A 23,283-nucleotide genomic window follows, 5' to 3' on the forward strand; every position below is an offset into this window, starting at 1 on the left:
AGTGGGCACTTTGCCGAACCTCCTCGTCGACGCCGACTGGCGTCTGCTGTCGACGACGCCAGGGACGGTCACCGACCCGGCAGATCTCCGCGACGCCACCGGGTGGCGCCCCGCCACCGTGCCGGGAACTGTCGCCGGAGCGCTTCTCGACGCCGGGGAGAGACTCACGTCGAATCCTGATGCCGTCGACAGCTCGGATTGGTGGTTCGTCGCCACCGTCGACGTCGACGGGCCTCGGTCGTTGCTGTTGATCTTCGAAGGACTGGCAGTGCTTGCCGACGTGTGGGTGAACGGTGCTCTGTTGGTGTCCTCGTCCTCGATGTTCCTTCCAGGACAGGCACGGGTGTCCGTCGAAGGCGGCGACACCACGGTGGCCCTGCATTTCCGTTCCGTGGCAGCGCAATTGAAAGCGCGTCGGCCACGCGGACGCTGGCGCAGTTCGCTGGTGCGTGAACAGGGTCTGCGATGGATCAGAACTACGGTGTTGGGACGTGCACCGGTGTTCTCCGGCGTGCACCCGCCGATCGGGCCGTGGCGCGGCATCGAACTCCTCGATCTCGAATCCACCGCGGTGGTCTCCGGTGAAACGCGGGCAGTGCTGGACGGCTCGAAAGCCCTGGTGACCGTTATCGCTCGGCTGAGCGGTCGACCGTCGTCGGCGGGGCAGGTTCTCGCGCGCGTCGGTGAACACGAAGTGGCGCTCGATGTTCGTGAACTCGACGACGGGCTGTTCGAGGGTGTCGGCGTGGTGCAGGTGCCCGACGTCAGGTTGTGGTGGCCGCACACGCACGGTGCGGCGAATCTGTATCAGGTGTCGGTCGAGGTGGACGGAAACGCAACGGATCTCGGATCTGTGGGTGTGCGAGTTCTCGATGTCGACCGATCCGGTGACGGGTTTCGTCTCTCCGTCAACGGGGTTCCGATCTACTGTCGCGGAGCGGTGTGGGTTCCGGTGGATCCGACGTCCTTTCAAGGTGACCACGAAACGACGCGCGTCCTCGAGCGCGTGCGTGAAGCCGGACTCAACATGATCCGCGTGCCCGGAACCATGGTGTACGAGAGCGGGCATTTCTGGGAAGAGTGTGCGCGCCTGGGAATTCTGGTGTGGCAGGACGCGATCCTGGCAACGCTGGACCCGCCGGACACCGACGAATTCCGCAGGTTGGTCGCCGCCGAGACAACCGCCTTTCTGCGTGCCACAGCCGGAAATCCGGCACTGGTCGTCTATTGCGGAGGTAGCGAAACCGAGCAGCAACCCACGATGCTCGGGCTGGCGAACCAGCAGATCGCGACCGTGCACGAGCTACTTCCGGCGCTGACCGAGGAACTGGCCCCGCACGTCGCCTACGTGAGCTCGTCACCGTCGGCGCCACCGAACAGTACGATGCTCGCCACCCATGTCGGAACCGGTGTGGCGCACTATTTCGGGGTGGGCGGGTACCGACGCCCGCTCACGGATGTGCGAAGCGCACGCGTCCGGTTCGCGACCGAGTCGCTGGCGTTCGCCGTCCCGCCGTCGAATTCGGTGATCGAGCGGGAGTTCGGTTCCCTCAACGTGGTCGGGCATCATCCCGACTGGAAGGCTGCAGTTCCCCGTGACCACGGGTCGACCTGGGACTTCGAAGACGTCCGTGACCACTACGTGCAGGCAATCTTCGGCGTGGATCCCAGAGAAGTGCGCTGGTCGGATCCCGAACGGTATCTCGATCTCGGACGTGCGGCGGTGTGCGAGGCGTTCGCCGCCACCCTCGCCTACTGGCGCCGATCGGATTCGGGCTGTGACGGTGCGCTGGTACTCGCTCTGCGCGATCTCGAGGCCGGTCCGGGCTGGGGCGTCCTCGACTGGCAGGGGACACCGAAAGCTCCGTGGTACGTGCTGCGCAGAAATTCTCGACCGATTTCAGTGCTGGTCACCGACGACGGAATGGACGGCTTGCGGCTCGACGCGTTCAACGAGACCGCCGAACCGGTACTCGGCGAAATCCGGGTGCGCGCCCACAATCGACTCGGCGTCGTTCCGATCGACGCGTTCACCCCGGTGCGGCTCGACGCTCACGGACACGCGAGCTGGTCGGTCGACGACGTGGTCGGTCGATTCACGGACCTGACGCACGTCTTCCGGTTCGGGGGACAGACGTACGACACGGTCACCGTGACACTCGCGGACGAGGGCGGTGACGTGCTCGACGAGGTAGTCCACCTGCTCGGAACCGCAGCGAGGCCCTTGGAGCGATCAGTGGGTCTGACGGCCACTGCCCGGAACCTGGGTGCCGACGGGTGGGTGATCGACGTGGCGACCGACGGCGCCGCGCAATATGTGGTGTTGGAATTGCAGGGATTCGAGCCGGAGGATTCGTGGTTCCATCTCGCACCGGGTGGGCGCCGAAGTATCCGACTGACACCGATCGCCCCCGCGAAGACCGTGGTCGGTCGAGTGCGTGCCCTCAACTCCCAGGCCAGCGCCGCCGTCACGCCCCAACCTTCGTAGCCGGAATTTCCGGCGGATAGAATCGAGCGGGCGGGCGTTCGCCTATGTTCAGACGTGCCGCTCGGATTGTGTATCGCAATTCGTCATGACCGCTCAGGAGCGCCCTCGTTGACTGCATCGTCCTCTACCCAGACTGCGCTCTCGGGACTCGCCGAGGTGGCTCTCGCGGACGCGGCATTCGCTCCCGTCGTCGAGGCTCTCGGTTCTGCCGCCGTCGACATCGTCGCACCCAAGGCCGCTCGACCGTTTGTCGCGGCGGCAATCGCCGCCCGTGCACCGGTGTTGTTGGTGACGGCCACCGGCCGTGAGGCCGACGATCTGACGTCGGAACTGACGGAAATGCTCGGCGGATCGGTAGCCCAGTTCCCGTCCTGGGAGACTCTGCCCCACGAACGACTTTCGCCCAGCGCCGATACCGTCGGCCGCCGCGTCGAGGTGCTTCGGCGGCTGGCCCGACCCGATGATCCGTCGTACGGCGTGGCGCTGCGGATCGTGGTCACCACGGTGCGATCTCTCGTGCAGCCGATGGCGCCAGGGCTCGGGGAGATAGAGCCGATCACCTTGCGCGTGGGTACCGAGATCGATTTCGACTCGGTGTTGGTCCGCCTGGTGGAGATGGCGTACTCGCGGGTGGACATGGTCGGAAAGCGTGGCGAGTTCGCGGTGCGCGGCGGGATCCTCGATCTTTTCTCGCCCACCGCCGATCATCCGGTTCGTATCGAGTTCTGGGGCGACGAGGTCTCCGAGCTTCGGTACTTTTCGGTGGCCGATCAGCGTTCGCTTCCCGAACTGGAGGTCGCCGCCGTCATCGCGCCGCCGTGTCGCGAACTTCTGTTGACCGAGGCCGTGCGAGATCGTGCGGCTACGCTCGCCACCGAGAACCAGGCGGATGCTTCGCTGGTGGAGATGTTGGACAAGATTTCCGCCGGCATCCCGGTCGAGGGAATGGAAGCGCTCCTTCCGGTTCTCGAACCGGGTGACCTGCAGCTGCTGTCCGACGTCCTGCCGGACGAGACGCATGTCGTGATCTGTGATCCGGAGAAGGTCCGGACTCGCGCCACCGATCTGGTTCGCACGGGCCAGGAGTTCCTCGAAGCTTCGTGGACCGCGGCGTCGATCGGCGGTGCCGTACCGCTGGACACTTCCATACTCAACGGTGGGGGCGTCGATCTCGGGGCTTCCGCGTACCGATCTCTGCGGCAGGTTCGCGAATCCGCCGAGGCGGCCGGGCGACCGTGGTGGACGATCAGTCCGCTGGCGTCCGGCAGCGGTGCGGAACTCGAACTTCCGATCTCGGTGGCACCGCAGATCCGTGGCTCCGAGGACCTGATGGCCGAGCTGTTCGTCAGCCTTCGAGCGCACGTGAGCACCGGTGGCCGCGCGGCAGTGGTGGTAGCGGGTGCCGGCACCGCGGGTCGGGTGGTCGATCGACTCGGCGAGGCCGAGGTTCCGGCGGTTCAGCTCGACCCGACCGGTGTCCCTGCGCGCGGGCAGGTGTCGGTCATCCGCGGATCACTGCACGACGGGCTCGTGTTGGCAGGGGACAGTTCCACGCCGGGCCTGGTCGTGGTCACCGAAGCCGATCTGACCGGCAATCGTGTCGCGACGGTCGGTGACGGGAAGCGGTTGCCCGCCAAGCGGCGCAACCAGGTCGATCCGTTGGCGCTGTCGGCGGGGGACATGGTCGTACACGATCAGCACGGTATCGGCCGGTTCGTGGAAATGGTGGAACGTACCATCGGCGGCGCCCGCCGCGAATATCTCGTCATCGAGTATGCGGCAAGCAAGCGTGGCCACCCCGGTGATCGTCTGTTCGTTCCGATGGAATCACTCGACCAGCTCTCGCGCTACGTCGGTGGTGAACTGCCGGCATTGAGCAAGCTCGGTGGCTCGGACTGGACCAATACCAAACGCAAGGCGCGCAAGGCTGTTCGCGAAATTGCCGGCGAATTGGTGCAACTGTACGCGGCGCGGCAGGCCGCACCGGGACACGCGTTCGGCCCGGACACTCCGTGGCAGAAGGAACTCGAGGACGCATTCGCGTTCACCGAGACCGTCGACCAGCTGACGGTGATCAGCGAGGTCAAAGGCGACATGGAGAAGGCGGTACCGATGGACCGTGTCGTCATCGGTGACGTGGGATACGGAAAGACGGAGATCGCGGTCCGCGCGGCGTTCAAGGCAGTGCAGGACGGCAAGCAGGTGGCCGTGCTCGTACCCACGACGCTGCTGGCCCAGCAGCATCTACAGACATTCACCGAGCGGATGGCGTCGTTCCCGGTGAAAGTGCGTGGACTCTCGCGGTTCACCGACGCCAAGGACTCCAAGGAAATCGTCACCGGCATGGCGGAGGGCGAGATCGACATCGTCGTCGGTACCCACCGACTCCTCCAGACCGGGATCCGGTGGAAAGATCTGGGCCTGGTGATCGTCGACGAGGAACAGCGGTTCGGCGTCGAACACAAGGAACACATCAAGGCCCTGCGTACTCACGTCGACGTGCTGACCATGTCGGCGACGCCCATTCCTCGTACTCTCGAGATGAGTATGGCCGGCATCCGTGAGATGTCGACCATACTCACTCCGCCCGAGGAGCGGCACCCGATCCTGACGTACGTCGGTGCATATGCGGACAAACAAGTGGCGGCGGCCATCCGGCGTGAGCTTCTGCGTGACGGCCAGGTCTTCTACGTGCACAATCGCGTCAGCTCGATCGACAAGGCAGCCAAACGGATTCGTGATCTGGTCCCCGAAGCGCGGGTGGTCGTGGCGCACGGACAGATGAACGAGGACACCCTCGAAAAGACCGTGCAAGGATTCTGGGAGCGCGATTTCGACGTGTTGGTCTGTACCACCATCATCGAAACCGGCCTGGACATCTCCAACGCGAACACGCTGATCGTCGAACGCGCGGATTCCCTCGGGCTCTCGCAGTTGCACCAGCTACGTGGCCGCGTGGGCCGAAGTCGTGAACGCGGATACGCCTACTTCCTGTATCCGCCGGAGAAGCCGCTGACGGAAACCGCCTACGACCGCCTCGCGACCATCTCGCAGAACTCCGACCTCGGTGCCGGAATGGCCGTGGCGATGAAGGATCTCGAGATTCGAGGTGCAGGCAACGTACTCGGGGCCGAGCAGTCCGGGCACGTCGCGGGCGTCGGATTCGATCTGTACGTGCGGCTGGTCGGCGAGGCTGTCGAAGCGTTCCGGGCCGCCGCCGACGGTACGCCGATCACTGCGGACGAAACGATCAAGGAAGTGCGCATCGATCTGCCGGTCGACGCACATATCCCGCCGGACTACGTCACCAGTGACCGGCTCCGTCTCGAGGGCTACCGGAAGCTGGCGGCAGCCACGAACGCCGACGAGATCGCCGCGGTGGCGGAGGAGTTGGTCGATCGCTACGGACCGCTGCCAGAGGAGGTCCGACGGTTGATCTCGGTCGCGAAGTTGCGACTGCTGGCTCGGGAGTACCACCTCGAGGAGATCACACTCACCGGGACGCAACTCAAGATCGCCCCGATGCCGCTGCCGGATTCCAAACAGTTGCGGCTCAAGCGGATCTATCCGAGTGCGCAGTATCGGGCGACGACCGGGATGGTGCAGTTGCCGTTGCCCCGAACCGGTGGGGTCGGTTCCGATCGCGTTCGCGACGTCGAACTCCTCCAGTACGTAGCTGACTTCATCCTCGCCCTCGACGGTCGCGCCGCCGGTGCGGTCGTGATGGAGGCGTGAGGAGCAGTTGAGCGATCCGTCAGTCGTCGTACTTCTCGACCCGCTGCGTCCACTGGTCTTTCCGGCCGAGGCGCTGCCGTACCTGGCCGGGCCGGTGGAGGTGAGCTCGGACGTGCCCGAGGAGGTTCGTCGATGCCTGCCGCGGATCGTGCCCGGGTCCGATGTTCTGGTAGCGATGGACGGCGATTGTCCTCCGGTCGGCCGAGAGAGAGTGATCCGCGCGGCGCCGGTCCAGGGTGATCGTCTGGTGGAGGCGGTCTCGATCATGGACCGGTTGTTCCGTCGCGGTGGCTGGGAAGCCCGTCAGACCCACGAGAGTTTGTCGGCCTATCTGGTGGAGGAAACCTACGAGGTCCTCGATGCGATACGCAGCCAGGACACGGTCGAACTTCGCGAGGAGCTTGGTGACCTGCTTTTGCAGGTACTGTTCCACGCTCGTATTTCGCAGGGGATCGGCGGATTCGACGTGGATGCGGTAGCCGAAGCCCTGATCGAGAAATTGGTGCACCGAAGCCCGCATCTGAAGAGTTCCGGGGTAGTGGACATCGCCGAGCAGGAACGCGCGTGGGAGCGTCTGAAATCCATCGAGAAGGCCCGAGCGTCGGCGATGGACGGTATTGCGCGGTCTCAGCCGCCGTTGCTGCTCGCCGAGAAGGTGCGGGTCCGGGCGAGTCGGCCGGAACTCGCCAAAATTGTCGAGGCGGCAGATCTCGGTGCGGCAATCGAAGAATGTTGCCGCGCTGATGCTGCACTCGCGGCTCGACTCGATGTCCTGATCGATCGGATCAGATCGTACGAATCGGGTAGCTGAGCCTTGGAGCCGACCGTGCATCAACCGCCCGAGACGCACTAATTGTCCGGTAACTGATCGGCAACCATCGACACTCCGACGTCAAACAAGTGCACAAAAAACAAACCTAAGGTATGTTTGTGTTCGGATTGAGCAACAAGAAGTCCTCTCGACGTAAAATTGGCCCGTTCACCGGCGGTTTTACATCGAAGTACAGGGATGTTAGTTTCGATATCGTGATCGATCGGATAGGGCGAACCGCGGGGAGTCGCTGAATTCGGGCCACGGTGTTGGTTAACAATCAGCGATTTCCATCACACCGGTTTCGATCCAGCTAACGGATTCGATGACAGAAAGACTGATGGCCATGACTGTTCGAGCCGATATGGGGATTCAGTCGCAGGCGTTGCTGGACTCGGCGGATATTCGTAGCGACTGGCGCCAGGTGTATCACCGGCGAATTGCTGCAACCGACTCGATCATCGTCGTCGTAGTCATTGCGCTGGCCCAGGTGGGCAGTATGTGGCCGAACCCGATCGGATGGCTCACTCCGTGGAAGGTGCTGGCATCGGTCGCCCTCGCGAGTTTGTGGATGATTGCTCTCGCCCGTGCACGCAGCCGTCACAAGTCCATGCTGGGAGAAGGTGTGGACGAGTACGAACGCGTCGTCCTCGCCACCGGTCAGGTCTTCGGGCTCGGTGCCCTCGCGGGAATCGTCGTCGGCATCGGGATTGCCAGAAGCTACATCATGATCGCCTTGCCGCTCGGCATCGGAGCGCTGCTGTTGGCCAGGTACCTCTGGCGACGTGACATGCGCAACAAACGAGCATCGGGTAAGTGCCGTAACTCCGTGCTGTTGGTGGGCGGACACGCGTCGGTGGTGGCCACAACTCGTTCATTCGTCCGAGAGTCCACCGCGGGCTACCACGTCGTCGGCGCCTGCATCCCTCGTCGGGCCACCTCCGTCGAAGATCAAATCGTCGTGGACGGCACGCACGTTCCCGTTCTGGGTAACGAGTTCGAGGTCGTCGAGGCAATGCGCCTCAGTAATGCAGACACGGTGATCGTCACCGGCACGGAAGATCTCGGCCAGGTCGGTATCCGCAAGCTCATGTGGGACCTCGAGGCCGAGGGCGTCGACATGGTGATCTCACCGGTGGTGGCGGACGTGTCCAAGGCTCGGCTGATGTTCCGGCCGGTAGCCGGACTGCCGTTGATTCACATTGCTCGACCCCGCTACGAGGGTGCAAACCGCTGGGCCCCTGCCGTGTTCGACATGTTCTTCGCGCTACTGATGCTGGTGCTGGTCTCGCCGGTCATGGTGGTGGCAGCGGTGGCGGTCAAGGCGACCTCCAAAGGCTCGGTGTTCTACAAGGCCGAACGAATTGGTCGTGGCGGCAAGCCGTTCCCGATGTACAAGTTCCGGACCATGGTCGACGGTGCCGACCAGCAGGTCGCCGACCTCATGGGTGACAACGAAGGAGCCGGTGGAGTTCTGTTCAAGATGCGGGAGGATCCTCGGATCACGCCGATCGGCAAGATCCTACGTCGATTCAGCATCGACGAGCTTCCCCAGTTCTTCAACGTGCTGCGCGGCGAGATGAGCATCGTCGGGCCCCGCCCCCCACTGCGCCGCGAGGTCGAGATGTACGACGACGAAGTATCTCGACGGCTGTTCGTCAAGCCCGGAATCACCGGACTGTGGCAGGTCAGTGGCCGAAGTGATCTGTCGTGGGAAGACTCGGTTCGTCTCGACTCGTCGTACGTCGAGAACTGGTCGGTGTCACAGAACATCACGATCATCGCCAGAACTGCTTCCGCAGTAGTGCGTAGCGACGGAGCCTACTGACCTGACGGTCCGGGTGCGATTGCACCCGGACCGCATCGAAACGGCGCATCCAACCCGGCGAACATCGTTCCGGTGCAGAAGTACCCACCCAGACTGCTGTCAGCACTGCTGGAACTGAGCGCGGACGTAGCCCGCTGTCTGCCAGACGTAGTTGGCCGCCCACACCCAAACCGGTAGAGGTTTCCGATCGGCGACCACGTCGATCTCACCGTCCCAGCACCGACTGATGATGTACCGACTCCGCGAGACGTGAGGCACGAAGGTGACCACGATGATCCGTGTCCAACCCTGAGCTTGCGCGCGGCGCCGGATCTCCTGCCCTTCACCGCGAGTGGTGGACGGATCAGGTTTGAAGCAGCTCAGCTCGAAATCGTACGTTCCTCCGCAGATCGCATTCATCTTCGCGTCAGTGCTGCGGTAGGGGTTCGAGAAGATGATCTGTGGAGCGTAGCCCTGCTCCGCAAGGGAAAGCCCGTACTCTTCGCGACCGTCGTGATCTCCGCCGAGAACGATGATCGCGTCGGCTTTTTCGGGTACGTCGATGACGGGATTGACGTAGACGGGCCAACCGGCAGCGGTGGCGGCCACAACGAGGGCAGCGGGTCCTGCGAGGAGTAGCGTCCGTCGCCGGGTCTTCTTGGAAGTGGGTTTCACAGCCGTGTCCTGTACGCCGGAGGCGGGAACCCGATCACCGGGCGTATTGGGTTTCGAGCACTCTGCGAACAGAGGACATGCCGAGACGTTCACGAACGACTTCGCGGGCGCGGGCGCCCATGTCTGCCGCGCCCGACGGATCTTCCAACAGCGACGTCACAGCCGCCGTCAGCGACTCGACGGCGTCGTCGATCACCAGACCGCAACGGCCCTCGCGGATGAGCGGAGCCAGCCCGCAGGTATCGGTGACCACCACAGGCAGGCCTGCTGCCATTGCTTCGAGCACCGACATCGGAAACGGTTCGTCGACGGAAGGCAAGACGTACACCGATGCTCGCTGAAAGCGTGCAGCCGATTTGTCGAACGGCAACGGACCCTCGTAGCGAATAGCGTCGTGATGCCCGGAGCTCTCGATCATCTGGTTGACAGCGGCGGCCTCGCCTTCGTCGGGTCCGACGATGGAGAACGAGGCTTCGATTCCGCTGTCCAGTATCGCCCGAGCGGCTGCGACGAAGACCTGAGGACGTTTACGTGCTTGCAGGCGAGCCAGATAGAGCACCTCGGGACGCCCGGTACTCGGCTGCGGTGCCGGATGATCCACGTCGGGAATTCCGTTGTTCAACTCGACCAGGTTCACGTCGTTGCTGCCGACGACGGCGAGAAGATCGGCTCGTTCCCGTTCGGTGAGATAGAACACCGTACGGGCTCGTTTGAGCACCGGCACCGTGAGCGCGGCGTCCAGCGGCTTTGCCAACAGCTTGTCGGTCTCGTCGATCATTCCGTGGGTTTGCGCCAGCACGGGAACACCCTGGGCCAGAGCGAGTTTTGCCACCGGAAGAGTGACCAGGTCACGGGCGAGGTGAATGTGAACCACGTCGAAATCGCGAAGGTGCGTGCGGAGCCACCGGAGCATGGCAGGCGCGCCGATGCCCGCATAACCGATCTTGGGAATCAGTGTTCGGGCCGGAAACAGTTTGAGAGCGATACCCTGCTCACTGGTGGGGGTGACGTCGTATCCGCGCATGCCTGCTGCGATCGTGACCTCGTGTCCGCTGTCCTGTAGCGCTCGAGACTGATTGAGTGCCACTCGGATCGGCCCTCCGTACGCGGCGTCCGGCGAGAACAGGGTGACCACCTGCAAGATCTTCATCGACCGACACTCGCCCGCGGCGCCAGTACGGTGGTCCCGCCTGCAACGTCCTTGGTGACGAGAGCGGTTGCGCCGACGATCGCGTCGTCTCCGACGCGTACACCCCGCAGAATTGTGGCACGCGCAGCGATCCAGGCGCGGTCACCGATCACGATGGGAGCATTGTCGAATTCGAAGGTGGGGCTTCGATGATCATGACTGCCCGTACACAGCAGTACGTCCTGGGAGATGGCAGTATTCGAGCCGATCGTCACGGGCTCGAGATTCAGAATCCACGTTCCCTCCCCGATCCACGAATGCGCGCCGATCTTCAGTTTCCACGGCCAGTGGATACGAACGCGGTGCCGCACCAGCGCACCGTCGCCGATGTCGGCGCCGAAGCGTCGAAGCACGGCCACGCGAACTCCGTTGGGGCACCACCACTGTGACAGTACCGATCCAGAGACGATCAGCCACGCGATCTGAACGAGCGGACCACGTCCCTTGTCGTATCCGGCGCCGGTGAACCCGGCCAGATCACGTATTCGGGTACTCACAGGCGCACCGGGGCGGAGGCGTCCTGGACGTGTTCGCGATACCAGGCCACCGTCGACTCGATACCTTCCTTGGTCGAGATCGTGGGCCGCCAGCCGGTCGCGGCGAGTGTGGAGATGTCGAGCAGCTTCCGCGGTGCGCCGTCGGGCTTGTTCGTGTCCCACTCCATTCGGCCCTCGTAGCCGACCGCTTCGGCGACGATGTCCGCCAAATCCTTGATCGTTTCGTCGCGTCCGGTGCCGACATTGACGTGCCCGGAACCGTCGAAGGTGTCGAGTAAGTGCAGAAGTGCGTCGGCGAGATCGTCGACGTGCATGAATTCTCGACGAGGACTGCCGGATCCCCAGTTGGTCACCGATTCGAGTCCGTCGCGCTTGGCTTGGTCGAGGCGTCGGATCATGGCGGGGAGTACGTGCGAGACGTTCTCGGTGAAGTTGTCCCCCGGCCCGTACAAGCTGGTGGGCATCGCCGAGATCCACGGAAGCCCGTACTGTCTACGAACCGACTGCACGTGGATGATCCCGGCGATCTTCGCAATGGCGTAGGCGTCGTTGGTCGGTTCCAGGTGTCCGTTCAACAACTGGTCTTCGGTGATCGGCTGCGGAGCCAGCCGGGGGTAGATGCACGACGATCCGAGGAACAGCAGCCGCCGCACCCCATGTTCCAACGCCGCGTCGAGCACATTGGTCTGGATCTGCAGGTTGTCCGAGATGAAGTCGACCGGGTAGGTGTTGTTGGCGACGATGCCGCCGACCTTGGCCGCTGCCAGGACAACGCACGCCGGCCGGTTGGCCGCGAAGAACGCGAAGACGGCCGCCCGGTCGCGTAGGTCGAGCTCTGCAGACGTCCGGCCGATCAGATCGGTGAAATCACTGCGTTCGAATTTGCGCCAGACAGCGGAACCCACGAGTCCCTTGTGTCCGGCGATGTAGGTCGGAGCGTTGCGATCCAGGGGTGCAATCGAAGTGGGCGTATTCATGCGACCGAGATTTTCCAATCGGGGAGATTCGGGGAGTCGATCCACGGCGTTCCCGCGTGGGTCAGAGCGGCGATGTCGGCGTCCATCATGATCCGAGCAAGTTCGGGTGTGTGCACGGTGGCCTTCCACCCCAGCTTCTTCTCGGCTTTGCCTGCGTCGCCGACAAGAGCGTCCACTTCGGTCGGGCGAAGATACCGGGGATCGAATTTGACGTATTTCTGCCAATCGAGCCCAGCGTGTTCGAACGAGGCCACCACAAAATCCTTGACGGTGAAGTTTCCGCCGGTCGCCAGGACGTAGTCGTCCGGTTCGTCTACCTGAAGCATCCGCCACATACCCTCGACGTATTCGGGTGCGTAACCCCAGTCCCGGACTGCGTCGAGATTGCCCAGATACAGCGAATCCTCGATACCGGCTTGGATGCGGGCAACGGCCCGGGTGATCTTCCTGGTGACGAAAGTTTCTCCACGGCGCGGAGATTCGTGGTTGAAGAGGATCCCGTTCACGGCGTGAATGCCGTAGGCCTCGCGGTAGTTCTTGGTGATCCAGTAGGAGTAGACCTTGGCTGCGCCGTAGGGGCTGCGGGGGTAGAACGGAGTGTCCTCGTTCTGCGGCGGCGGGCTCGCGCCGAACATCTCCGAGCTCGACGCCTGGTAGAACCGGCACTGCAGTCCGGTCATCCGGACTGCCTCCAACAGCCGAGTCGAACCGATGCCCGTGGTGTTTCCGGTGTGTTCGGGCTCGTCGAAGCTGACGCGTACGTGGGACTGTGCTGCAAGGTTGTACACCTCGTGCGGCGCGATCTTCGACAGCAAGGTGACCAGCCGTGCGCCGTCGGAGAGATCGCCGTAGTGCAGGAACAGTCTGGCGTTCTCCTCGTGCGGATCTTGATACAGGTGATCGATCCGGGAGGTGTTGAATGTCGAAGCACGCCTGATCAATCCGTGTACTTCGTACCCTTTGGACAGCAACAGTTCGGCTAGGTAGGAACCGTCTTGTCCGGTGATCCCGGTGATGAGTGCGCGTTTGGTCATCGAGCGTCAGCTGCCTTGTCTGTGTTCGTCATCGGGTGATCCGGGTGAGAATCGTCTGCCGGTTCCAGCGTTCCGGAGTGGCGAGAAACCAACTCGTGAATCCACTTTTCGCACTTGTCGATCGATGCGGTCTTACCCACCGACGTTGCGCAGTACCGGACACCTGCAGCGCCGAGCTGTGCCGATCTGTCCGCATCGGCTGCCAACGCGAGGACGGTGTCCAGCAGTCCGGCCGGATCACCGTTCGGAGTGACGACGCCGGCTCCGGAAGCTCGAATCTCGTCGGCGGTCGTGGATTCCACGTCGGTTGCGGCGACGATGGGGGTTCCGCTGCTGAAATACGATGTGAGTTTGCTCGGTACCGCCATGCCGACGATTCCGGGCGCCTCGTTGACGAGGAGTACGTCGGCGGCAGCCATCGCGGTTCGGAAGTTCTCGTCGTCCAACGGGCGGACGAAGTCGATTCGGCTCACCCCCACCGATGCGGCCTCCAAGGTGGGGCGCTGGTTACCGTCGCCGACCAGAACGAATCTGACCGGCAGCTCACGCTGATCGGCGAGTCGCGCGGCGTCCACGACGTTCTCGAGCCCCTGCTTGACACCCATGTTTCCGGTGTGCAGAACTACCGTCTCACCCGGCGCCCAGCCGAACCGAAGTCGTGCCGCAGCCAGGTCGTCCACTGCGATCGGCGCTACGTGCGTCCAGTTCCGCACAACGGTCACCTGATCCCGCGGCACACCGAACTGTTCGACGACGTGGTCGACGAACCTGTCGTGAACCACCGCGACGCCGTCGGCGGATTTGACGACGGTAGCTTCCAGTTTGGCCGTTGCGCGTGCCCCGCGTCCGGTCATCGCCCCGGTCTCCACCACACCTTGCCCGTACAGATCGTGTACCCACACCCCGATGGCTGGTCGATGGCGCGTCAGCTTCGCTCGGCCGATGGCCATCGCGGTGGCGAGCAACGCGGGACTGGTACAGACGATCACGTCCGGGGAGTTCCACCCGGATCTGGCCGCGCGGAGTCCGTAACTGAGCTCCATCTTCACTCGACCGAGCGCGTTGGGCGGACTCGGTACGAAGTGCCGACGGCGGTGTACGTGCACACCGTTGATCACTTCGTCGATGGAGCGTCCCTCGAAGGACGAATCGATTTCCCACGCTGGATAGTGCGGATATCCGGTCACGACGTGGACGCGGTGCCCCCGTTCGCTGAGCGACTCGGCCAGATCCGTCATGTACGGGGCGATCCCCGTCGTCTCCGGCGCGTAGTTGATGCCGAGCATTGTGATGTTGAGTGTGCCGGTCGAGAGATCGGCTGGTAGCTCATTGCTTGCGGCTTCGTCGTTTCGGCGGCTCAACCCCCGGGCGGCCTGCGTGCTGATGACGAACCTCCAGTTTGAAAAGCTCAGAGAAAACATGCATGAAGTTTGTTTCACATATTTAACCGGCATCGCGAGGGTTAATCAACTGGATCCTGTCCGAATATTCCGTAATCGGTCAATTGTCGACGACTAGTGATGCACTTAACGTCCCTCCGGTGCTGCTTGCCGCGAAGTTGCCACGTTGCGACCCCTGTCGGCGCTCGGGGCATTCTCGGCTCGGACGGTGTAAGTCGTGGCCGGCCTGCCCCGCCTCCAGCCGTCCTCATGGCTGTTATGCCGATGTGTGAAAGTCGCCGCACATGCTTTAACGTCTATTGACAAACTTATGGTTTGTTTCAACAGTCGGGCGACGAACGCTCCGGCTTGAGTGATTTACGCCACAGCCGTGACCGTCTTGGAAAGTTAACGGCGAGGTGGCCCGGGCGAGGGGTGAAGATGCGGACTGATCCGTGGGAGAACGTGTACTGCTGCAGTACGCAACGAGCATTCGGCACGATTGTGCCGTCCACAGTGCCGTCGGTGGTGGCGGCTTGGATTGCCGATGCGTTCGGCCCCGGGGAGGCTGTCACGGTGCGCGTCGCGGCTGTTCGCCGCGTGAGGGATGCAGTGGCCGAGGCCGACCGCTTCGTGCTGGACGAGTTCGGCACCGCGGGTTCCGGCGAATCCAGCTCGGTGATGCCCGACGAATTCGACTCCGTCGACATCGAGGACTTCACGCGGGTGCTCGTCGGTTACTTCCACGGGAACCTGCACGTCGACTCGACCACTGTTCTCGTGGTGCTCTCCGCTGATCTGGTCGGATTGATCTATTCACACCGATTCGGCGACGAAACTGTTTTCTGGCCGAAATCCGAGCGCTTGAATCTGGGATTGTCGGGTTGTGACGTGGACCTCGCCCCTGAGTTGGTGGACCGACTGCCGTTGACTCGACGCCGCATCGTCGAAGGCGGTCTCCGTCTGTCGATCGGTCACCCCAGGACGTCGCTCGGCGCGGTGCGGCGCATCGTCGAGACGTCCCGCGATCGGGTGTCACTCCCGGCGACGGCCGAGAGCGGTCGTGTACTGGATACTCGCGGCTGGTGGTCCACGGTTCGGCTCGAAGGCGCTTCCGATCGAAAGTTGCCGTCGGTGTACTTCTATTGCGCGTTGTTGGCGGCGCTGGGGCGCGGTGCACACGAGAGCCATCACGTGGTGGCGGATCTTCGCTCCTATTCACGAGTGCTCACCGGAACAGGTGGAAACGCATTCAGCCACATTCCGTTTCGGGCGAACTGGGCTGTCGATGATCCGGCCGAGGTCGCCGGTCGGCTTGCGAGACGAATCCGCTCTGGCGAGGCGTTGATTCGCCGCTCGATCGGTGAACTGATCTCCCGACCGAGCCGGCCGGCGTCCGAGTCGTCGGAGATGGTCGTCGGGGCGGGTGACGCACCGTCCGCGCCCTTGACGACGAGTATGTCGTGCTTCCGGCTCGCACCGGATCGGCAGTACGCGTGGCGAAACGGGGATCCCACGTACTCGGGTGGCATGCAGACGCTCGCTCCGAATGCGCTCTCGATCAACATTCGAGCTACCCGAAACGTGTCGGACTGCACCTTCAGCCATGCGGGCGGGCACGTGGACATGGAGTCGGTGTCGAACGCGGTGAAGATCGCTGCTGGGCTGGTCGGGACCGACGTCACGATGGAGACAGGTTTTTACTTCGGCGAGCAGTGACCAGCTCGAACGCTGAGCTTTCCCGGCACCCCCTACCCTTCGAAGCTATTCTTCAGTAAACAATCCGATAGACTGTTTTCGATACCGGAATGGGTCTTTCGGTCGAAACGGGTCCGACTCGGATCAACGCACACAGGCGGGGAGGAGGACACGGACATGGCAGGACTGAAGTTGCGTGTGCTGTACAGCGCAGGCGACCAGGTTTTGTCCAGCGTCAGCAACGCGCTGATCCTGTTTGCCATGGCCGGGCCCTCGTCCGTCAGTGCTTTCGGTCTTGCGATCTTGGTGTTCTCCATTCTCACCGCCGCCCTGGGTTTCGTGCGGGGCGCTGTCGGCACTCCCTTGCTGCTGATGAGCGCGTATACCGGGAAACGGATTCGTGCCGAGAGTGCCCACGCCGTCACGGCAGCAGCCGCGTTCGGGGTTCTCATCGGTGTCGTCGCGTTCGGTGTCGCGTTGGCCCTCCACGAACCGGCAGTGGGGATTGCCTATGCGGTTGCGGCCCCGGTGGTGCTGGCACAAGATGCTCTCCGGTTCACCGCGATGTCGATAGGGGAGCCGGAGCACGCGTTCTTCAGTGACGGATTGTGGACGCTGGTCGCGTTCGGCGTGTTGGTCGTGACGTGGATTCGACCGGACGCCCTGTCGATTACCCAGATGATCTGGCTCTGGACGGCGGCAGGCACACTCGCCCTGGGGTATTTGATGGTCAGGATTCGGGTTCTTCCGCGGTTGCGCGGGCTGTACCGCTGGTGGACGTCGTTCTGGACGCACCGAATCCGCTTCGGGTTCGAAAGCGGGATCGATCAACTGGCCGCGATTGTGATCGTGGCGATTTCGACGGTGTTCATCGGCACTGTCGCTGCGGCCTCGTTACGGGGAGCGGTCACAGTTCTCGGCCCGTTCGCGGTTCTTATCAGTTCGCTGCCGCTGATCGTGATCCCTGAATCCGTCCGTGCCGGACACACTCCCAAACAGGTGTGGAGTACTTTGCGCTACGCGGCCTGGCTGACGTCTGCGATGGCAGCGACAATCGGATTCGCAGCACCGTTTCTACCCGAAGTTCTCGGTCGTCTCATTCTCGGGGAATCCTGGGCCGAGGCCAGACACGTCCTGCCTTTCCTGGGGCTCGAGTACGCAGCTGTGTGCTGGATAGCCGGCGTCTACAACCTGTATCGCACACAGGGTGCCAGCGGACGTCTGCTCAAGATGCGGATCATCCAGAGCCTCACGGCAATCATGATCTGCAGTTCGGCTGCTTTCCTCATGAAGACCGCGGTCGGTGTGGCGATCGGTTTGGCGTTGTCCTCGATTCTCGTGGCGCTGTGTCTGGTCGTTGCGGCGCAGCGCACCGTCCGACGCACCGGCTCGGTGCCCTCGCGATCGCCGAACAAGCACCGTTCGTCCGGCGATCACACGCAAGCCGATGACCGACGACGAACCGGGACCGGCACATTGGCAGGGACGACGACATGAGTGTTCCGGTCAACAGGCGTAATGCGGACACCGCGTTCACCGAGTTCGACGCGCACCGCCGCGCGTCGCTCATGCCACCGCTGGTCGCGGTGTGGACTGCGGTGATCATGGTCGTCGTCGTGCCGTACACCGTCGTCTCGTTCACGCCGTCTCCTCCGAGTCGACTCTGGGTGATGGTGCTGGCCGTCACCACAGTCGCCGGTCTGCGGTACGCGTGGATCGTCGGAGAAGGCTTTCGTCGGTTGGTCGAGATGTCCTTCTGGGTGTTCACGTACGTGTTCATGGGACTGGCACCGCTCGCTCAGCTGCGTATGCGTGCGATTCCGCCGACGACGCCGCGAGTGGATCCCACTCTCAACGCGAGAGCGCTGATCATCGTTCTCGTCGGGATAGCGGCGTTTCTGGTGGGGTTGGTGATATCGGCTTACGTGTGGCGCAGGATCCGCGACACCAGGTGGGGAAACCCTGCCGGCGTCCGAATCGATCCGGTCCGAGTGTTGATTCTGGCAGCGTGTGCGCTGGTCGCCAACGCGTACTACATCAAGAAACTGGGAGTGGGAACGCTCCTGTCCAGCCGTAGCGCAGTCGTGGAGCAGGCCGGTGCGTCCCTCGGCCAGTCCACGGTCGCCAGCATCATCGGTGCGGTGGCGATGATGTCGTTGCTCGTGGCTTTCATCGCCACCGTCAAGTATCGCGACCAGAACCCTGCCGCTGATCGGTTGTACCTGCTGGTGATCGTGGTTCTCGGTGCAGTGTTGCTTCTCACCTTCAATCCGATCTCCAGTGCCCGCTATCTGTTCGGTACCGCTGCACTCGCGGTGGCCGCGCTGTTCGGGTTGTTTGCCACTCGTGCCAGGTTTCGGGTGGTCGCTCTGCTCGCCGTTGCTGCCCTCGTGCTCGTCTTTCCGCTCGCTGATGCCTTCCGGTACAGCACCTCAGCCCAGTTCAAGACAAGCTCACCGCTCGAATCGTTGACCTCGCCGGACTACGATGCCTTCGCCCAGGTCAACAACACCGTCAATTTCGTGAACAACCACGGTGTGACCGACGGTAAACAGGCCCTGGGAGTCGTTCTGTTCTGGATTCCACGGACCATCTGGCCGGGGAAGGCCACCGATACCGGAATCCTGCTCGCCGAGAGCCGAAATTACACGGTGAAGAATCTCTCGGCACCGCTCTGGTCGGAACTGTTCATCAACGGCGGATGGATTGCATTGATACTCGGCATGACCGCGTTGGGTGTTGTTGCCGGGGTGCAGGATCGGCGAATCGAGATCTCGTTGCGGCAAGCCAGGGCGCCTACCATCCTCGCGTGCATCCTCCCGTTTTATCTGATCATCTTGCTCAGAGGATCACTCTTACAGGCGATGTCCTACTTCTTGGTGATCGTCGGTTGTGCGCTGTTCGTCTCGCGGCGGGAGCGCGCGCATGGCTGAGTCGAATACGCTGTCGTATCGGCTGCGTAATCGCAGTCCACTCGAATACGTCGCGGTCGTTCTGGTACTGACGTTGGTGGTATGCGGTACGGTTTTGGCCTTGCGGCAGAGCGCCGCAGCCGAGAACGGGCGATCTACCACCCCGTCGGAACAGGTGATTGCGCGCATCCCGCCGGACACCGCACCGACGGCACTGTGGTTCGGTGACAGTTTCACCGCCGGTATCAACGGAATCGGGTTGGGCGCCTATCCGCGAATAGTGTGTGTGCGAATGGGATGGGAATGCAATGTCGACGCCCAGGGCAGCACCGGATTTCTCAATGACGGCGCGCCGGAATACCAGGGGACGACAACCAGGTTGGCGAATCGACTACCGACGTCCATTGCGCGTTACCGGGCGGATATCGTGTTCGTCGACGGTGGTAGGAACGACCTTCACATGAGTCCGGCGGAGTTGTTCCCCGCGATCGCAAGCTATGTCGACGCGGTGCGGAAGGCGTGGCCGAATGCGCGTCTGGTTCTCATCGTGCCCACATATGTGACACCGGTTCCCTACGAGGGGCACGACGGGTTCGTGGCGGCTCTCGACGAGTACGCCGCTACTGTCGACGCCACCGTGATCGATCCGGTCGCGGACCGATGGTACGACGACGTCGACCTGAAGTCGTTGACTTTCGAGGACGGTGTGCATCCCAACGCCGTCGGGAACGCCTTGATCGCGCAGAAACTGCTGGCGTCGTTGGCCGTGCGTGGTGTCATCCGCGACGGCGGACCGAACGGAGGGATCGTCAGATGAACCCGGCCGGATTTGTCGCCGTTTTGCGAGCCAGATGGATTGTCGTCGGTATCGCCTCGACACTGGGTGCGTTGGCGGGCGTCGTTTTCACTCTTCTCACCCCCACGACCTTCAGTTCCTCGACCCAACTGTTTCTGACGACACCGGGCTGGGGGTATCCGACGACTCTCGGAAACTCGGATTCGAGTCCGTTCCAGGGAGATCAATTCACTCAGCAACGAGCGGGCACGTACACGATGCTGGCAGAAGGATCCGACTTCATCGAGCGGGTGGCCGCCCGATTGGGCGAAAGCGGTTTTCACGGCGTGGAGGGCTTGTCCGTTCGGGTAGTGCCCGACACCGTGCTGCTCGAGATCACGGGCACCGCCGACAGCGCCGACCGGGCATTTCAGATCACCAACGCGGCGTCGGCGGAAATGGACGAAACCGTCCGTCGGCTCGAGACACCCAGCGGAACCCTGATCCCCATCGTGCAACCGTTGACCGTCGTCACCGCGAAGCCGGCGAGCGAACCCGCCGGCCCCGCCGCAATTCCGAACGTACTTCTGGGATTGGTCCTCGGATCGGCCTTCGGCGCCACCTGGGTGACGTTCGCTGCGGCACGGTCACGAAAGTTCACCGACGTGGGCCGGTTGGCTTCGTGGACAGGTTTACCGGTACTCGAGTTCGTCCGGCGCCCGCCCGTCGACGATCAGGTGGATTCGGACTCCCGAGGTTCTTTCGCCCGATTGCAGTTCAATCGTGAACTGATCGGCGGTGGTTCGGGTGCCAGGGAATCTCCCGTGCTGGTGACGGCAGCTGAGGAGGGACCGAACAGCGCGTACGTAGCGCAGGGAGTCGCCGAGGCGTCCTCGGCGCTCGGTTACTCGGTGGTGCTCGTCGACTGCGATTTCCGTACCCGACGTGCGCACGTCGAACCGGGAGTTACCGACATAGTTCTCGCGCACGCGGATCTCGAGGAGGTTCTGGTTCCGGCCCGACTGCAAGGGCCGGCCCGATTGACGTCGGGTTCGGCGACGGCGACGCCGGAGGCAGTGCTCGAATCCGAGTCGTTCCGCCGGTTGATGGGAACTTTGAGTACTCGTTACGATCGCGTCGTCGTCTTCGATTCGGGGGGGACCGAATATGTCGACTCGGGCCGACTGGTCCAAGTATGTGCCTCGGTCATCGTCGTGGTGGAGTCCAACTCCACGGAAAGACAGACGTTGGTTGGAAAGATCGACGATCTGAGGCTTGCCGGCGCGAGAATCGAAGGTTCCGTGCTAGTGGGAAATCCGAACGAGCATGAACGTCGGTCGGCTTTCGTCTCCGGTACGCAAGATGCCGCTGCTGTATCGGGCGCCGTCGGGACGACGGACAGACCCACCCCACCGCTAGAAGGAGACACGCGGACACGCCGGTCTCGAAGGAAGGCAAACACATGAACGCGCTCGGAAATGCCCGGCGAATCCTTGCCAGGGGGTGGGCGATACTTGTCTTCGGAGTACTGGGCCTCGCAATCGGCGTGCTGATTTCCATGGCCGGCCAGGCGTCGTACACGTCGACGACGGTTCTGTTCATCGGGTCACCGGTCAGTGCCGACTCGGCCGGCGCCTATCAGGGCGACCTCTTCTCACAGCAGCGGGCAGCTACCTATGCCCAGCTGTTCTCGAGCAACGATCTCGCCGTGAAAGTGGTTGACGATCTGAACCTCCCGATGAGTCCCCACGAGCTGGCCACACACGTGTCGGCGGCTGCGGTCGAGAAGACGGTTCTGCTCCAGGTGTCCGTCAGCGATTCGACGGCAGAACGGGCAGCAGACATCGCGAACGCGTACGCCAAGAACTTCGCTCAATACGTCGGCCAGTTGGAAAAGCCCAACGGCGGCGGTCAGCCGAACATGTCGGTACAGGTTGTCACCGAGGCCAATCCCGCGGATGCGACCGGTGGATCGAGTCTGGTGACCACTGCACTGATGGGGACTGTGGGCGGAATCGTCGTCGGAGCCGGGGTGATGATGCTCCTGCGTCGGTTGGACCGCTCGGTCAAGTCCGCGGCGATGATGACCGCGGTTGTCGACGGCCCGATACTCGCGACGGTTCCGGTATCTCCTTCGCGAGGATCTCGTGCACTTCAGCTACCTGGCGAGGGTTCGACTCCGTATGCGGAATCGGTCAGGAAGTTGCGGACGGCAATCGAATTCGCGGATTCGACCGCACCACTGCGCTCGGTACTGATCACCTCACCTCGCTACACCGAGCCTGCCGGCCTACTCGCGGTGGACCTCGCCGTCGTGATGTCGGAGGCGGGCCGGCGGGTGGTGGTGGTCGACGGTGACTCGAGATCGCCGAGTCTGGATTCGTACCTGGGTGTCAAGCCCGGGGAAGGTCTGTCCGATGTGTTGGCCGGATCGGCAACGCTGGAAAGCGTGCTGACCGAAGTTCCCGGACGATCGCTGACGGTGGTGACGGCTGGGTCGAAGCGTTTCGACTTCGGAGATGTCGTCGCATCACCGGAGACACAGAAGTTGTTCATCCGACTCAGAGAACAGTTCGACTACCTCATCGTTACCGGGCCGCCGCTGGCGATCTACTCGGATTCCGCGGTGATCGGGGCAGCTGTCGATGCCGTGGTGCTCGTTTCCTCCCTGGGCGTCTCCACTACGGAGGACGTGGAGATGTCGGTGTCCCTTCTTCGTTCGGCAGGTGCGAATCTGTTCGGAACGGTGTTGTCCGGCGGCAGGCAGGTCCGCGCGGAGGGTCGTCGCTCGTTGCCGGACTCCGGCGAGGCCACTCCGGACCAAACGATTGCGGATGACGTCGGTGCGGGCGAAGAAGGTCCGGTGAGTGCGTGGCCGCCGGTGAAGAGTTCGTCAGCGGCGTCGCATCGTAAGAAGGCCACGAGTCCGAATTCGGCCTCGGCACCGGCTGTCCCCGACGAGGTGCCCGATCCTGCGAAACTGCTGCTGCCGGCCAAATTGGCCGAGCCTGCCATGCGGGATCTGCATCTCGATTTCAACAATTGGGAGCCGGTGACGGACGAACATCGCTACACCCGGAGCGATGTGGAGAGCCCAACGGTCGTTTTTCCCCGTGTGACGGCGAACATCGTCGGAACTCGACCCGAGGGAGATCTCGACGGCCCCACGGTGGCTATTCCTCGATCGAAATTGAGAGTCAACGGCCGTGAGGGTGCCGACGGATCGGAAAGAGGAGTTGCCGAACCGTGACCGACAGGTATGATCGGCACGCCGAGTCGACGACGATCCGGGGAGGTTCCGCTGTC

Annotated in this window: 16 protein-coding genes; 10 read left to right on the top strand and 6 right to left on the bottom strand. The window is 63.0% G+C overall.

What is annotated here, in order from left to right; all coding sequences use genetic code 11:
- The first annotated feature begins 1 nt into the window (after position 1).
- From ABH922_RS04005 to ABH922_RS04020, 4 genes are all read left to right on the top strand, one after another.
- A complete protein-coding gene (locus ABH922_RS04005) occupies positions 2–2,488 on the top strand; it encodes a glycosyl hydrolase 2 galactose-binding domain-containing protein (RefSeq protein ID WP_424805692.1) in 2,487 nt (828 codons plus the stop codon).
- Positions 2,489–2,596: 108 nt separating this feature from the next.
- On the top strand, positions 2,597–6,223 hold the full coding sequence (mfd, locus tag ABH922_RS04010) for a transcription-repair coupling factor (RefSeq protein ID WP_424805693.1): 3,627 nt from the start codon (positions 2,597–2,599) through the stop codon (positions 6,221–6,223).
- A gap of 7 nt (positions 6,224–6,230) precedes the next feature.
- Complete coding sequence (locus tag ABH922_RS04015) at positions 6,231–7,034, top strand: MazG family protein (protein ID WP_424805694.1); 804 nt, start codon at positions 6,231–6,233, stop codon at positions 7,032–7,034.
- Between the two features lie 346 nt (positions 7,035–7,380).
- Entirely contained in the window at positions 7,381–8,862 is a 1,482-nt protein-coding gene (locus tag ABH922_RS04020; RefSeq protein ID WP_424805695.1) for a sugar transferase, read from the top strand.
- Between the two features lie 99 nt (positions 8,863–8,961).
- On the opposite strand, the gene ABH922_RS04025 is transcribed toward ABH922_RS04020, so the two are convergent.
- Genes ABH922_RS04025 through ABH922_RS04050 form a run of 6 tightly spaced genes read right to left on the bottom strand, consistent with a single transcriptional unit; the run spans position 8,962 to position 14,634 of the window.
- Positions 8,962–9,516, bottom strand: a complete 555-nt coding sequence (locus ABH922_RS04025; RefSeq protein ID WP_424805696.1) for a YdcF family protein — start codon at positions 9,514–9,516, stop codon at positions 8,962–8,964.
- Positions 9,517–9,550: 34 nt separating this feature from the next.
- Positions 9,551–10,666: a glycosyltransferase gene (locus ABH922_RS04030; protein WP_424805697.1), complete on the bottom strand. Its 1,116-nt coding sequence runs from the start codon at positions 10,664–10,666 to the stop codon at positions 9,551–9,553.
- Positions 10,663–11,202 carry a DapH/DapD/GlmU-related protein gene (locus tag ABH922_RS04035; RefSeq protein ID WP_424805698.1) on the bottom strand — a complete coding sequence of 180 codons (540 nt, stop codon included), beginning with the start codon at positions 11,200–11,202 and terminating at the stop codon, positions 10,663–10,665. The genes ABH922_RS04030 and ABH922_RS04035 overlap by 4 nt, the downstream gene beginning before the upstream one ends.
- On the bottom strand, positions 11,199–12,179 hold the full coding sequence (locus ABH922_RS04040; RefSeq protein WP_424805699.1) for a GDP-L-fucose synthase family protein: 981 nt from the start codon (positions 12,177–12,179) through the stop codon (positions 11,199–11,201). Before ABH922_RS04040 ends, ABH922_RS04035 begins: the two co-directional genes overlap by 4 nt.
- On the bottom strand, positions 12,176–13,213 hold the full coding sequence (gmd, locus tag ABH922_RS04045; protein WP_424805700.1) for a GDP-mannose 4,6-dehydratase: 1,038 nt from the start codon (positions 13,211–13,213) through the stop codon (positions 12,176–12,178). Before gmd ends, ABH922_RS04040 begins: the two co-directional genes overlap by 4 nt.
- On the bottom strand, positions 13,210–14,634 hold the full coding sequence (locus ABH922_RS04050; protein ID WP_424805701.1) for a glycosyltransferase family 4 protein: 1,425 nt from the start codon (positions 14,632–14,634) through the stop codon (positions 13,210–13,212). Before ABH922_RS04050 ends, gmd begins: the two co-directional genes overlap by 4 nt.
- Positions 14,635–15,033: 399 nt before the next feature.
- Between ABH922_RS04050 and ABH922_RS04055 the strand changes: the two genes are divergently transcribed.
- The 6 genes from ABH922_RS04055 to ABH922_RS04080 all read left to right on the top strand — a co-directional run bounded on the left by ABH922_RS04055 (position 15,034) and on the right by ABH922_RS04080 (position 23,227).
- Positions 15,034–16,311: a hypothetical protein gene (locus tag ABH922_RS04055; RefSeq protein WP_424805702.1), complete on the top strand. Its 1,278-nt coding sequence runs from the start codon at positions 15,034–15,036 to the stop codon at positions 16,309–16,311.
- Positions 16,312–16,467: 156 nt separating this feature from the next.
- The gene (locus tag ABH922_RS04060) at positions 16,468–17,787 is read left to right on the top strand and encodes a hypothetical protein (RefSeq protein ID WP_424805703.1); all 1,320 of its coding nucleotides are present in this window, start codon (positions 16,468–16,470) and stop codon (positions 17,785–17,787) included.
- A complete protein-coding gene (locus tag ABH922_RS04065; protein WP_424805704.1) occupies positions 17,784–19,223 on the top strand; it encodes an oligosaccharide repeat unit polymerase in 1,440 nt (479 codons plus the stop codon). Before ABH922_RS04060 ends, ABH922_RS04065 begins: the two co-directional genes overlap by 4 nt.
- A complete protein-coding gene (locus tag ABH922_RS04070) occupies positions 19,216–20,019 on the top strand; it encodes an SGNH/GDSL hydrolase family protein (protein WP_424805705.1) in 804 nt (267 codons plus the stop codon). Before ABH922_RS04065 ends, ABH922_RS04070 begins: the two co-directional genes overlap by 8 nt.
- Positions 20,016–21,443, top strand: coding sequence for a hypothetical protein (locus ABH922_RS04075; RefSeq protein WP_424805706.1), 1,428 nt, complete (start codon positions 20,016–20,018; stop codon positions 21,441–21,443). Before ABH922_RS04070 ends, ABH922_RS04075 begins: the two co-directional genes overlap by 4 nt.
- Positions 21,440–23,227 (top strand): Wzz/FepE/Etk N-terminal domain-containing protein, encoded by a 1,788-nt coding sequence (locus ABH922_RS04080; protein ID WP_424805707.1) that lies wholly within the window; start codon positions 21,440–21,442, stop codon positions 23,225–23,227. Before ABH922_RS04075 ends, ABH922_RS04080 begins: the two co-directional genes overlap by 4 nt.
- Positions 23,228–23,283 lie beyond the last annotated feature (56 nt).

Origin of the sequence: Rhodococcus sp. 27YEA15, assembly GCF_049739425.1 — a bacterium.
In the GTDB taxonomy this organism is placed as follows: Bacteria; Actinomycetota; Actinomycetes; order Mycobacteriales; family Mycobacteriaceae; genus Rhodococcus_F.